The 14,046-nt window shown below is 39.8% G+C and carries 11 protein-coding genes and 1 other RNA gene; 9 read left to right on the top strand and 3 right to left on the bottom strand.

Annotated elements, in window-relative coordinates; genetic code table 11:
* The first annotated feature begins 296 nt into the window (after positions 1-296).
* Both glf and N8M20_RS00055 read left to right on the top strand, forming a co-directional pair.
* Complete coding sequence (glf, locus tag N8M20_RS00060; protein WP_261078543.1) at positions 297-1,397, top strand: UDP-galactopyranose mutase; 1,101 nt, start codon at positions 297-299, stop codon at positions 1,395-1,397.
* A 525-nt stretch (positions 1,398-1,922) separates the two neighbouring features.
* Positions 1,923-3,902 (top strand): peptide ABC transporter substrate-binding protein, encoded by a 1,980-nt coding sequence (locus N8M20_RS00055; RefSeq protein ID WP_261078541.1) that lies wholly within the window; start codon positions 1,923-1,925, stop codon positions 3,900-3,902.
* 470 nt (positions 3,903-4,372) lie between these two features.
* Here the strand turns inward: N8M20_RS00055 and pbp1a are convergent, their stop codons facing one another.
* Positions 4,373-6,526, bottom strand: a complete 2,154-nt coding sequence (gene pbp1a, locus N8M20_RS00050) for a penicillin-binding protein PBP1A (protein ID WP_261078540.1) — start codon at positions 6,524-6,526, stop codon at positions 4,373-4,375.
* Complete coding sequence (gene recU / locus N8M20_RS00045; protein WP_261078539.1) at positions 6,523-7,119, bottom strand: Holliday junction resolvase RecU; 597 nt, start codon at positions 7,117-7,119, stop codon at positions 6,523-6,525. The genes pbp1a and recU overlap by 4 nt, the downstream gene beginning before the upstream one ends.
* A gap of 66 nt (positions 7,120-7,185) precedes the next feature.
* Between recU and N8M20_RS00040 the strand changes: the two genes are divergently transcribed.
* The 7 genes from N8M20_RS00040 (at position 7,186) to N8M20_RS00010 (ending at position 13,366) form a co-directional block, all read left to right on the top strand.
* Entirely contained in the window at positions 7,186-7,713 is a 528-nt protein-coding gene (locus N8M20_RS00040; RefSeq protein ID WP_261078537.1) for an SLOG family protein, read from the top strand.
* Between the two features lie 69 nt (positions 7,714-7,782).
* Complete coding sequence (gene gpsB / locus N8M20_RS00035) at positions 7,783-8,112, top strand: cell division regulator GpsB (protein ID WP_185756847.1); 330 nt, start codon at positions 7,783-7,785, stop codon at positions 8,110-8,112.
* 20 nt (positions 8,113-8,132) lie between these two features.
* An RNA gene (rnpB, locus tag N8M20_RS00030) (RNase P RNA component class B) lies at positions 8,133-8,513 on the top strand.
* 84 nt (positions 8,514-8,597) lie between these two features.
* Positions 8,598-9,755, top strand: a complete 1,158-nt coding sequence (locus tag N8M20_RS00025; protein WP_261078535.1) for a THUMP domain-containing class I SAM-dependent RNA methyltransferase — start codon at positions 8,598-8,600, stop codon at positions 9,753-9,755.
* 12 nt (positions 9,756-9,767) lie between these two features.
* Complete coding sequence (gene mapZ, locus N8M20_RS00020) at positions 9,768-11,165, top strand: cell division site-positioning protein MapZ (RefSeq protein ID WP_261078534.1); 1,398 nt, start codon at positions 9,768-9,770, stop codon at positions 11,163-11,165.
* A gap of 75 nt (positions 11,166-11,240) precedes the next feature.
* Positions 11,241-12,665 carry an NADP-dependent phosphogluconate dehydrogenase gene (gndA, locus tag N8M20_RS00015; RefSeq protein WP_050219820.1) on the top strand — a complete coding sequence of 475 codons (1,425 nt, stop codon included), beginning with the start codon at positions 11,241-11,243 and terminating at the stop codon, positions 12,663-12,665.
* Between the two features lie 11 nt (positions 12,666-12,676).
* Positions 12,677-13,366 carry a response regulator transcription factor gene (locus N8M20_RS00010; protein ID WP_261078531.1) on the top strand — a complete coding sequence of 230 codons (690 nt, stop codon included), beginning with the start codon at positions 12,677-12,679 and terminating at the stop codon, positions 13,364-13,366.
* Positions 13,367-13,401: 35 nt separating this feature from the next.
* Here N8M20_RS00010 and N8M20_RS00005 read toward each other — a convergent pair.
* Positions 13,402-14,046 (bottom strand): ISL3 family transposase (locus tag N8M20_RS00005; protein WP_261078530.1); only part of this gene is annotated, 645 nt, incomplete at its 5' end.

Raw genomic sequence — 14,046 nt, 5'->3', positions numbered from 1 at the left:
ATCAGTTTTGGTGCTTGTCTTTTTAAATCACTCAGCTATTGAAAACTGAGAAATGATTTGTTTTGTGCTAAAATAGATTGAAACTAATACTTAATAAAAATCAAAGAGTAACTGGGAAGCTAGCTCAAAGTACAGCTTTGATGAGGTGGTAGATAGAACTGACGAAGTCAGCTCAAAATACTGTTTTGAGGTTGCAGATGGACGCTGACGTGGTTTGAAGAGATTTTCGAAGGGTATAAGATTCTCTCTTTTACTATAGTTAAGGAGATGTAAAGATAAGTGATAAGGAAGAGACTATGTATGACTATCTGATCGTTGGTGCTGGTTTGTCGGGAGCAATTTTTGCTTATGAGGCGACTAAGTGTGGAAAAAAAGTAAAAGTTATTGATAAACGTGACCACATTGGTGGAAATATATACTGTGAGAATGTAGAAGGGATCAATGTCCATAAGTATGGTGCCCATATCTTCCATACCTCTAATAAAAAAGTGTGGGATTATGTTAATCAATTTGCTGAGTTTAACAACTATGTCAACTCACCTGTCGCAAACTACAAAGGAAGTCTTTATAATCTTCCTTTCAATATGAATACCTTCTATGCGATGTGGGGGACAAAAACTCCTCAAGAAGTCAAAGATAAGATTGCTGATCAAACGGCTCACATGAAGGACGTTGAACCTAAAAACTTGGAAGAACAGGCTATCAAGTTGATCGGTCCAGATATTTATGAAAAGTTGATTAAAGGATACACTGAAAAGCAATGGGGACGTTCTGCGACTGACCTTCCACCCTTTATCATCAAACGTCTACCAGTTCGTTTGACTTTTAATAATAACTACTTTAATGACCGTTACCAAGGAATTCCAATCGGTGGCTATAATGTTATCATCGAAAATATGTTGAAGGATGTGGAAGTAGAACTTGGAGTTGACTTTTTTGCCAATCGTGAGGAATTAGAAACTTCTGCTGAAAAAGTTGTCTTTACGGGGATGATTGACCAATACTTCGATTATAAACATGGTGAGTTAGAATACCGTAGTCTTCGTTTTGAGCATGAAGTTCTTGATGAAGAAAACTATCAAGGAAACGCAGTTGTTAACTACACAGAACGTGAAATTCCTTATACTCGCATTATTGAGCATAAGCACTTTGAGTATGGTACACAGGAGAAAACGGTTATTACTCGTGAATACCCAGCTGATTGGAAACGAGGAGATGAGCCTTATTATCCAATCAATGATGAGAGAAACAATGCTATATTTGCCAAATATCAGGAAGAAGTGGCAACAAATGATAAGGTTATTTTCTGTGGTCGTTTAGCAGATTATAAATACTACGACATGCATGTGGTCATCGAACGGGCTTTGGAAGTGGTCGAGGAAGAGTTGGGACAATAATGCAAGGATTCTGTCATTTTAGAATCTTTGCTACTTAAGATTTTTAGAAGTAAAGCGAACAAGATTGTTTTCTATCGGTCAGAAGAGAATCTATGTTGGCTTTTTGTTTTATGTAGATGACCAATTTATACTTATGTAAAATCAAAGAACATCTTTTGTTGGCAGTTTGCTCAAGAAATATCGTAGCCCAAGTATGTACTTTAAAATTCAACAGTTCTTATAAGTATTCCTGTATTCTAGGGAATCGATGCTAGAGTTTTTGCTAAAAATCTATAATATATATTCTTAAAAAAAGGAGAATTTCGGCTCTTTTTGATTTTAAATAAGTATAAAACAGAATACTACTTGATATATAGAGATAGTATCAATAAGTCCTTTCTTATGTGAATTAGTTAAGAACTATTTAATATTATTCATATTTTTGCAGAGTTGTTGTTTAAAAAATAAGTTTCTAAAATTCAGAAAATTCTATTGACAGGACTTTAAAAAGGGTCTATAATGAATAAAAAAACAAAGGAGAAGACTATGAAAACAAGAAAAGTATTGGCTCTTGCGGGAGTGACTTTATTAGCGGCAGGTGTCTTAGCTGCTTGTTCAGGGGGCTCAGGCGCTAAAGGTGAGCAGACCTTTGCCTTTACATACGAGAAAGATCCTGATAATCTTAATTATTTAACAACTGGCAAAGCTTCAACATCTGATATTACTAGTAATGTTATTGACGGATTGCTTGAAAATGACCGCTATGGGAATTTGGTACCATCACTTGCAGAGGATTGGTCTGTCTCTAAGGATGGCTTGACTTATACCTATAAGATCCGTCAGGATGCCAAGTGGTACACATCTGAAGGAGAAGAATATGCTCCTGTTAAGGCTCAAGACTTTGTGACAGGTCTTAAATATGCGACAGATAAGAAGTCAGAAGCCCTTTACTTGGTACAAGATTCGATCAAAGGTCTGGATGCTTATGCTAAAGGGGAAGTTAAAGACTTCTCTCAAGTCGGGATTAAAGCCCTTGACGATCAAACAGTCCAATACACCTTGAACAAACCTGAAAGCTTTTGGAATTCTAAAACGACCATGGGTGTTCTTGCGCCAGTCAATGAAGAGTTTTTGAACTCAAAAGGGGATGATTTTGCTAAAGCTACGGATCCAAGTAGTATCTTGTACAATGGTCCTTATTTGTTGAAATCTATTGTGACCAAATCCTCTGTTGAATTTGCGAAAAATCCGAACTACTGGGATAAGGACAATGTTCATGTCGACAAGATCAAATTGTCATTCTGGGATGGTCAAGATACCAGCAAACCAGCAGAAAACTTTAAAGATGGAAGCTTTACGGCAGCTCGTCTCTTTCCAACAAATGCAAGTTTTGCAGAACTTGAAAAAGAGCTGAAGGACAATATTGTCTATACCCAACAAGACTCTACGACTTATCTAGTTGGTACAAATATTGACCGTCAATCTTATAAATACACATCTAAGACCAGCGACGAACAAAAGGCATCTACTAAAAAGGCTCTCTTAAACAAGGATTTCCGTCAGGCTATTGCCTTTGGTTTTGATCGTACAGCTTATGCCTCACAAGTGAACGGTGCTAGTGGTGCAAGCAAAATCTTGCGTAATCTCTTTGTTCCACCAACGTTTGTCCAAGCAGATGGTAAAAACTTTGGCGATATGGTCAAAGAAAAATTAGTGACTTATGGGGATGAATGGAAGGATGTCAATCTTGCAGATGCACAAGATGGTCTCTATAATCCAGAGAAAGCCAAAGCTGAATTTGCTAAAGCTAAATCAGCTTTACAAGCAGAAGGCGTGACCTTCCCAATTCATTTGGATATGCCAGTTGACCAGACAGCAACTACAAAAGTTCAACGTGTACAGTCTTTTAAACAATCGGTTGAAGAAACCTTGGGTACAGATAATGTCGTAATTGATATTCAACAACTACAAAAAGACGAAGTAAACAATATTACCTATTTTGCTGAAACAGCAGCTGGAGAAGATTGGGATATTTCAGATAATGTTGGTTGGTCTCCAGACTTTGCAGATCCATCTACCTACCTTGATATTATCAAACCATCTGTAGGAGAAAGTACTAAAACATATTTAGGATTTGACTCAGGTAAAGATAATGTAGCTGCTAAAAAAGTAGGTCTATATGACTACGAAAAATTGGCTACAGAAGCTGGAAATGAGACAATAGATGTAGCAAAACGTTATGATAAGTATGCTACAGCCCAAGCTTGGTTGACAGATAGTGCCTTGATTATTCCAACAACATCACTCACTGGTCGCCCAATCTTGTCTAAGATGGTACCATTTACGATGCCGTTTGCCTTCTCTGGTAACAAGGGGACAAGCGATCCGCTCCTATACAAATACTTGGAACTTCAAGACAAGGCAGTCACTGTGGATGAATACCAAAAAGCTCAAGATAAATGGATGAAAGAAAAAGAAGAATCCAATAAAAAAGCGCAAGAAGAACTTGCAAAACATGTGAAATAAAGGTAAAGGAGTTGGTTTGTAGCCGACTCTTTTATATTCTTCGAAAATCTATTCAAACTATAGCGGAATGAATTAAAAACTGAACAAATTGATTGGGGAATTCAAAATAATTTCTAAAAATATTTTAGGAACTACAGTGTGCTACTCCAGATTCAATACACTATACATCGGTTTTATAGTATATTGAGATAAGATGTTAACACGTAGATTAGGAAAGTAAAATTAATTTCTAGAAATGTTTTAGCAGTCATGGTGTACTACTCTAGCTTCAACCTACTATATCTGATGACCTCAAAGTCATACTTTGATACTCTTCGAAAATCTCTTCAAACCACGTCAGCGTCCATCTGCAACCTCAAAACACTGTTTTGAGGTTGTGGCTAGCTTCCTAGTTTGCTCTTTGGTTTTCATTGAGTATTAGCTATCTTGTAGTAAAAAATCCTGAGAATTTCTAACTCTCAGGATTTTTTTTACTGTTGTGGTTGTTGAAATTGAGGAGTTTGTGGTGCTTGTTGTACAGGCTGTCCTTGATTTTGATCAGTTACTGGAGCACTGTTGGGTTGTTGTCCTACTGTGGTGTTTGCCTGTGTAGTTGAACTTTCAGCTGTTGTAGAGGGGTTATCTACTGATTGTGTTTGTTGTGTAGAAGGTGTAGTCCAAGTATTCTTGGCACTGTTCAAAAAGACAAACTCACCACTTCTGTATACTCCCTCAGGCATTGACCAATCTCCAGGATGGTCGTTTTGAGAGAGAGAAGTCATCATAGCACGATAGACTTTGGCAGCAACTGTGAGACCATCCCCCATAATTGGTGTGAGACGATTTGTGTAGCCTGTCCATACAGCCATTGAATATTTACGTGTATAACCTACAAACATTTCATCAGGTGCTACAAACTGAGTCGTCTTGATATGGTTTTCGATTTCTTCATCTGTATAGTTAGAGGTACCTGTTTTACCAGCTTGAGGAAGCCAAGGTAGGTAGGCACCGCGACCAGTTCCGTAAGTCAAGACCGTTTTCATCATCTCTGTCATCATGTAAGCAGTCGTTTCCTTCATGGCTCTTGTGCCAGGGTCAGAAAATTCTTTTTCGCTACCATCGCTAAAGACAACTTTATTGATGTACATTGGTTTGTGGTAAATACCACCATTTGCGAATGCGGCATAGGCGGTAGCCATTTTTTCACTACTTGCCCCGTACTGTTTACTAGATTCGGTAGTATTACTTGAAATAGCATTTGAGTAGTGAATACTTGGATAGTCAATTCCTAAACCATTTAGGAAGTTTTTGGCTCTATCTAAACCAACCTTGTTTAGTGTTTCAACGGCGGGTACGTTACGAGATTGTTGAAGGGCATATTGCAGAGTAATATTACCAAAATATGCTCGATCCCAGTTGTAGACAGGTGTGCTTGTTCCCGGATAGTTATAAGGAATATCATTAACCATAGTTGCAGTGGAATCATATACACCGTATTCTATGGCAGGTGCATAATCGGTGATTGGTTTCATTGTTGAACCCCAGTCACGATTGGTTTCCACAGCTTGGTTGGTACCAAATGAAACGTTACTTGCTTGGTGACGAGCTCCAAGTTGGGCGATGACTTTACCATTGGAAACATCTACGACCGTAGATGCGACTTGCAAATCATCGTCAGGGTAAGAGACGTATTGCTCGGAGTTGTAGATATCCCACAGACGTTTTTGAGCCTCTTGGTCTACATTTGTGTAAACATCCATCCCAGTAGTTAGAAGGTTATAGCCAGTTTCTCGTTCTACTTGGTCGATAACCTCTTTGAGATAATTGTCCATATATGCTGGGTAGCTATTGACTGATTTCAAACTTTGGAGTCCATCAGTAATAGGAGTATTGATAGCCTTCTCATACTGTTCGGCAGAAATGTAGCCTTGACCTTTCATCTCTGAAAGTACCAAGTTACGACGGTCAAGGGCAGCTTCTGGATGAGAATAGGGATCGTATTGATTCGGAGCCTGTGGCATTCCTGCTAGTAGGGCAAGTTGAGGTAGTGATAGTTCTCGCAAATCTTTGCCGTAATAGTTTTGGGCAGCCGTCTGCATTCCATAGTTTCCGTTAGACATGTAAACTTTATTCACGTAGTAGGTCAGAATTTCTTGTTTTGTGGTTTTTTGCTCTAATTGAACAGCCAACCAAGCTTCTTGGGCTTTTCGTGAAATAGTCTGATCAGAAGTGGAAGTTGAGAAATAGGTCAACTTAATTAATTGTTGGGTAAGGGTTGATCCTCCCTGGAGGGAGTTGTTTTGTAAGTTACGTAAAAAGGCCCCTATAATTCGGATGGTATCGACACCGCGGTGATCGAAAAAACGATGGTCTTCGATTGATACGATAGCCTTGACCAAATCAGTAGGAATTTCGTTGGCCTGAGCGTTTACTCGGCGTTCAGAGCCCAGATCGGCAATCAGTTCGTTTTTACTATCGAAAATCTTACTAGACGTGGTTGCGACTAATTTGCTCTCAGATAGGGCTGGGGCTTTGCTGACGTAATAGAGAAATATGCCTCCTCCCAGCATAACTGCTGTGATAAATAAAGTTAGGAAGCAGATACTCACATACTTAGCTATTCGCAGGATAGTTTGTTTGTTCATCTTGTTTTACCACCTAATAAATGTTCTTTGATAACATTGAGATAGGGAATTTGAGGGAAGGCACCGGCCTTGATTTCATATCCATATTCTCGAATATATCCAAGTGGCATTGATTTTTGTCCCTTATCTTGATGATAGAAGCGAATCAAATCGAATGCCGGCAATAAGTAGGTTTCTTGCTGAGAAGAAAAGTGAAGAAGGACAAAGCAGATTCCTTGTTGGGCAAGGACTTGTTCCATATGCTGAATCTGATGTGGATGGAAATTTTTCATCGGAATCGCACGTTTTTGTTTTGTTTCCTTGGCTTCAAAGTCGATGTAATATCCATTATAAACGCCAGAATAGTCTGTCGTTGAAGCTTGTCGAAAATAGGCTTCAACGATCTTGGCACGACTTCGTTGTGGATAGTCCACTCGTACGATTTGAATAGGGGTTGGTTTCTTGTGTATAACAGCCAAGCCCTGAGACAAATAGTAGTCGTTGGTAGCATTGATCATCTTTTCAAAAGACATTCCTCTATTTGCGAAATTTTTGGGTTGAGAAAGAGATGTTTGTCTTTTTTGTGATGAAATTTTATGAGGATAGTTGACCATAATTCTCCTTATTGGTACAATAACATCACTCTATTATATCATAAATTTGCACAGAAAGGGTTAAAAATGACTACAGCTTTGGTTTTAGGCTATTCGGCTTTTGATTTGGGTTTGTTTTCAGACAAGGATCCTCGTCTGAAATTGATTAAAAAAGCGATACGTAAAGATTTAGAAGCTATGGCAGCAGATGGGGTTACTTGGCTTGTATTTACAGGGACTTTGGGTTTTGAATATTGGGTTTTAGAGGTTGCTCAGGAAATGAAGACCGAATACGGTTTCCAGTTGGCGACCATTTTTGCTTTTGAAACCCATGGGGAAAATTGGAATGAAGGCAATCAGATGAAACTGAGCCGCTTTAAACAGGTAGACTTTATCAAATATGCCTATCCTCGCTATGAACACAAGGGCCAGTTAAGAGATTACCAGCAGTTTTTACTGGAAAATACGAATAGTTCCTATCTTTTTTATGATGAAGAAAATGAAACGAAACTAGCTTATTTTTACCAAAAGATGAAAAATCAAGAGGACTATTTTATAAAGAGATTAACATTTGATCAGTTAAATGAACTTGCTGAAAATTTTTCCGAAAATTGAAGCTTTGACCTTGATTTTTGTTTGGCTTTTTTTATATAATAATACTAGCAAGCGAGAATGGAGAGAGACATGGCAAGTATTATTTTTTCAGCGAAAGATATTTTTGAACAAGAGTTTGGGCGTGAAGTCCGTGGCTATAGTAAAGTAGAAGTTGATGAGTTTTTAGACGATGTCATTAAGGACTATGAAACCTATGCTGCCTTGGTCAAGTCACTTCGTCAGGAAATTGCGGATTTGAAGGAAGAACTGGCTCGTAAACCGAAACCTTCACCAGTTCAAGCAGAGCCTATGGAAGCGGCAACTACAAGTTCTATGACGAATTTTGATATTTTGAAACGCCTGAATCGTCTTGAAAAAGAAGTTTTTGGTAAACAAATTTTAGATAACTCAGATCTCTAAGTAGTTATTTGAGATGTGCAATTTTTGGATAATCGCGTGAGGAGAGTTGCTTCTTATGAGGAAAGTCCATGCTAGCACAGGCTGTGATGCCTGTAGTGTTTGTGCTAGGCGAAACCATAAGCCTAGGGACGAGAAATCGTTACGGCAGTTGAAATGGCTAAGTCCTTGGATAGGCCAGAGTAAGCTTGAAAGTGCCACAGTGACGGAGTCTTTCTGGAAACGGAGAGAGTGGAACGCGGTAAACCCCTCAAGCTAGCAACCCAAATTTTGGTCGGGGCATGGAGTACGCGGAAACGAACGTAGTATTCTGACTGCTATCAGCTAGAGCTGTTAGTGGTAGACAGATGATTATCGAAGGAAGTGGTCCTAGTCACTTCTGGAACAAAACATGGCTTATAGAAAATTGCATATAGGTTGGGGCTGAGAAATTTTCTCAACCTCATTTTTTAAAGTGGACATATAGAAAGGTCTTGCAAGACTGTAACATGAAAAAAGAATTTAATTTAATTGCAACTGTGGCAGCAGGTCTTGAAGCTGTTGTGGGACGAGAAGTGCGAGAGTTGGGCTACGATTGTCAGGTTGAAAATGGACGTGTTCGTTTTCAAGGAGACGTGAGAGCCATTATCGAAACCAACCTTTGGCTTCGGGCAGCAGATCGTATCAAGATCATCGTAGGAACGTTCCCAGCTAAGACTTTTGAAGAGCTGTTTCAGGGAGTTTTTGCTTTAGATTGGGAAAATTATTTACCACTCGGAGCTCGGTTCCCGATTTCCAAGGCCAAATGTGTTAAATCTAAACTTCACAATGAGCCAAGTGTACAGGCTATTTCTAAGAAAGCTGTTGTCAAGAAATTGCAGAAACACTATGCCCGCCCAGAAGGTATTCCACTGATGGAGAATGGCCCAGAGTTTAAGATTGAGGTCTCTATTCTCAAAGATGTGGCAACTGTCATGATTGATACGACAGGCTCCAGTCTCTTTAAACGTGGCTATCGTACCGAAAAGGGTGGGGCTCCTATCAAGGAAAATATGGCGGCAGCTATTTTACAACTTTCTAACTGGTATCCAGATAAGCCTTTGATTGATCCGACCTGTGGTTCAGGAACTTTCTGTATCGAGGCAGTCATGATTGCTAGAAAGATGGCACCAGGACTTCGTCGCTCTTTTGCATTTGAGGAGTGGAACTGGGTCAGCGATCGCTTGATTCAGGAAGTACGTACAGAAGCGGCTAAAAAAGTAGACCGTGAGCTGGAACTGGATATTATGGGCTGTGATATTGATGCTCGCATGGTGGAAATTGCTAAAGCTAATGCTCAGGCAGCTGGTGTTGCAGGAGACATTACTTTTAAGCAGATGCGCGTTCAGGATTTACGTTCTGATAAAATCAATGGCGTGATTATCTCCAATCCGCCTTATGGAGAACGTTTATCAGATGATGCAGGGGTGACCAAGCTCTATGCTGAGATGGGGCAAGTATTTACACCACTGAAAACTTGGAGTAAGTTTATCCTAACTAGTGATGAAGCATTTGAAAGTAAGTATGGTAGTCAGGCGGATAAGAAACGTAAGTTATACAACGGAACATTGAAAGTGGATCTGTATCAATATTTTGGTCAGCGTGTCAAACGTCAAGAGTTAAAATAGAAAGGGATACTCATGAGTAAGAAAAGACGGAATCGTCATAAAAAAGAAAACCAAGAACCGCGATTTGATTTTGATGAAGCAAAAGAGTTAACAGTTGGTCAAGCTATTCGTAAAAATGAAGAAGTGGAAGCAGGAGTCTTGCCTGAAGATTCCATTTTGGACAAGTATGTCAAGCAACACAAGGATGAAATCGAAGCAGATAAGTTTGCGACTCGCCAATACAAAAAAGAGGAGTTGGTCGAAAAAGAAGAAGCTGTTACCTCGACTCTTGATGACTTACTTCAAGAGATTCGTGAGGCAACAGAAGATGAGTCCTCAGTACCAGAAGATGACTTGAGTCAGTTCGATGATTTAGAATTCACACGCGATTCAGAAGTTCCCCCTGTCGAAGAATTTGAGACTGAAGAAGTACAATTGTTTGAAGGAGAAGAGGTTCCAATACTTTCTCGAGTTCCGGATAGTGAAGATGGAGAAAGTAAGAAGAAATGGTTGATTTACGGGATCCTAGCAGCGCTAGTGGTTCTTATCCTTGGAACTGCTTATTATGTTTACCGTCAAGTGAATCGCTCAACACAGGAAATCCAAACTTCTCAATCATCGTCTAGTGATCAGAATATTCAGCCGATTTTAGAAGATTTTAATAGCCAATACGATGCCTTTTATACAGATAGCAATAAAACGGCTTTAAAAAATAGCCAGTTTGATAAGTTGAGCCAACTCAAGACCTTGCTGGATAAGCTGGAAGGTAGTCGTGAACATACCCTTGCCAAATCGAAATATGATAGTCTAGCAACGCAAATCAAGGCCATTCAAGATGTCAATGCACAATTTGAAAAACCAGCTATTGTTGATGGTGTTTTGGATACCAATGCCAAAGTCAAATCGGATGCTAAATTTACGGATATTAAAACTGGCAATACTGAGATTGATAAAGTGCTAGATAAGGCTATTAGCCTTGGTAAGAGCCAGCAAACAAGTGTTTCTAGCTCAAGTTCAAGTCAAACTAGCAGTTCAAGTCAAGCAAGTTCAAATGCGACTAGTGAGACAAAACCAAGTAGTTCAAATGAGACTAGAAGTAGTCGCAGTGAAGTCAATATGGGTCTATCGAGTGCAGGGGTTGCTGTTCAAAGAAGTGCTAGTCGTGTTGCCTATAATCAGTCTGCTATTGATGATAGTAACAACTCTGCCTGGGATTTTGCGGATGGTGTCTTAGAGCAAATTTTAGCAACTTCACGTTCACGTGGATATATCACTGGTAACCAATACATCCTTGAACGTGTCAATATCGTTAATGGCAATGGTTATTACAACCTCTATAAGCCAGATGGAACCTATCTCTTTACCCTTAACTGTAAGACAGGATACTTTGTTGGAAATGGTTCTGGACATGCGGATGACTTGGACTTCTAAGTAGCCGTTACAAAATTCTTTCTTTTCAAAAGTAAAAATGATAAAATAAAACAAATTAAACAAGAGGAGTGTCAAATGACAAAAGCTAACTTTGGTGTCGTAGGTATGGCCGTAATGGGTCGTAACCTTGCCCTTAATATTGAATCTCGTGGTTACACAGTTGCTATCTACAACCGTAGTAAAGAAAAAACTGAAGATGTAATTGCTTGCCATCCTGAAAAGAACTTTGTACCAAGCTATGACGTTGAAAGTTTTGTAAACTCAATCGAAAAACCTCGTCGTATCATGCTCATGGTTCAAGCTGGACCTGGTACAGATGCTACTATCCAAGCCCTTCTTCCACACCTTGACAAGGGTGATATCTTGATCGACGGAGGAAACACTTTCTACAAAGATACAATCCGTCGTAATGAAGAATTGGCAAACTCAGGTATCAACTTTATCGGTACTGGGGTTTCTGGTGGTGAAAAAGGTGCCCTAGAAGGTCCTTCTATCATGCCTGGTGGACAAAAAGAGGCCTACGAATTGGTTGCGGATGTTCTTGAAGAAATCTCAGCTAAAGCACCCGAAGATGGCAAACCATGTGTGACTTACATCGGTCCTGATGGAGCTGGTCACTATGTGAAAATGGTTCACAACGGTATCGAATATGGTGATATGCAATTGATCGCAGAAAGCTATGACTTGATGCAACACTTGTTAGGTCTTTCAGCAGAAGATATGGCTGAAATCTTTACTGAGTGGAACAAGGGCGAATTAGACAGCTACTTGATTGAAATCACAGCTGATATCTTGAGCCGTAAAGACGACGAAGGTCAAGACGGACCAATCGTAGACTACATCCTTGATGCTGCAGGTAACAAGGGAACTGGTAAATGGACTAGCCAATCATCACTTGACCTTGGTGTACCATTGTCACTCATCACTGAGTCAGTATTTGCACGTTACATTTCAACTTACAAAGAAGAACGTGTGCATGCTAGCAAGGTTCTTCCAAAACCAGCTACCTTCAAATTTGAAGGAGACAAGGCTGAGTTGATTGAAAAGATCCGTCAAGCCCTTTACTTCTCAAAAATCATTTCATACGCACAAGGTTTTGCTCAATTGCGTGTAGCTTCTAAAGAAAACAACTGGAACTTGCCATTTGCAGACATCGCATCTATCTGGCGTGATGGCTGTATCATCCGTTCTCGTTTCTTGCAAAAGATTACAGATGCTTACAACCGTGATGCAGACCTTGCCAACCTTCTTTTGGATGAGTACTTCTTGGATGTTACTGCTAAGTACCAACAAGCAGTGCGTGATATCGTAGCTCTTGCTGTTCAAGCTGGTGTACCAGTGCCAACCTTCTCAGCAGCCATTACTTACTTTGATAGCTACCGTTCAGCTGACCTTCCAGCTAACTTGATCCAAGCGCAACGTGACTACTTTGGTGCCCACACTTACCAACGTAAAGACAAAGAAGGAACCTTCCACTACTCTTGGTATGACGAAAAATAAGTAGGTCTGCCATGGGGAAACGGATTTTATTACTTGAGAAAGAACGAAATCTAGCTCATTTTTTAAGTTTGGAACTCCAAAAAGAGCAATACCGAGTTGATCAGGTTGAGGAGGGGCAAAAAGCCCTCTCCATGGCTCTTCAGACAGACTATGACTTGATTTTATTGAATGCTCGTCTGGGGGATATGACAGCCCAGGATTTTGCAGACAAGCTGAGTCGGACTAAGCCAGCTTCAATCATCATGGTCTTGGACCATCGTGAAGAATTGCAAGACCAGCTTGAGGCAATCCAACGCTTTGCCGTTTCTTACATCTATAAGCCAGTTATTATTGATAATTTGGTAGCTCGTATTTCAGCGATTTTCCGAGGTCGGGACTTCATCGACCAACACTGTAGCCAGATGAAGGTTCCAACATCTTACCGCAATCTGCGTATTGATGTGGAGCATCATACCGTTTATCGTGGTGAGGAGATGATTGCTCTGACCCGTCGTGAGTATGACCTTTTGGCTACTCTTATGGGAAGCAAGAAAGTGTTAACTCGTGAGCAGTTGTTGGAAAGTGTCTGGAAGTATGAAAGTGCGACCGAAACGAATATCGTGGATGTCTATATCCGTTATTTACGTAGCAAGCTTGATGTAAAAGGTCAAAAAAGCTACATTAAAACCGTGCGTGGTGTCGGTTACACCATGCAAGAATAGAGGCTCTTTGTCAACTGTAGTGGGTTGAAGAAAAGCTAATATCTAGAAAGGACAAATTTCGTCCTTTCTTTTTTGATATTTAGAGCGATGAAAATCCGTTTTTTGAAGTTTTCAAAGTTCCGAAAACCAAAGGCATTGCGCTTGATAAGTTTGATGAGATTATTGGTGGCTTCCAGTTTGGCGTTGGAATAGGGTAGTTGAAGGGCGTTGACAATCTTTTCTTTATCCTTGAGGAAGGTTTTAAAGACAGTCTGAAAAAGAGGATGAACCTGCTTAAGATTGTCCTCAATAAGTCCGAAAAATTTCTCTGGTTCCTTATTCTGGAAGTGAAAAAGCAAGAGCTGATAGAGCTGATAGTGGTGTTTCAAGTCTTCTGAATAGCTCAAAAGCTTGTCAAGAATCTCTTTATTCGTTAAGTGCATATGAAAAGTAGGGCGATAAAAACGTTTATCACTCAATTTACGACTATCCTGCTGGATGAGCTTCCAGTAGCGCTTGACGGCCTTGTATTCATGGGATTTTCGATGAAACTGATTCATGATTTGGACACGGACACGACTCATAGCACGGCTAAGATGTTGCACAATATGGAAACGATCTAGAACGATTTTAGCGTTTGGAAAAAGTTGTCTAGCCAAGTCATAGTAGGGGCTAAACATATCCATAGTAATGATTTTCAC

Source organism: Streptococcus mitis, assembly GCF_946190275.1.
Lineage (GTDB): Bacteria > Bacillota > Bacilli > Lactobacillales > Streptococcaceae > Streptococcus > Streptococcus mitis_DC.
Note: the sequence above shows the minus strand (reverse complement) of the source record. Positions and strands in the feature narration are given on the sequence as shown.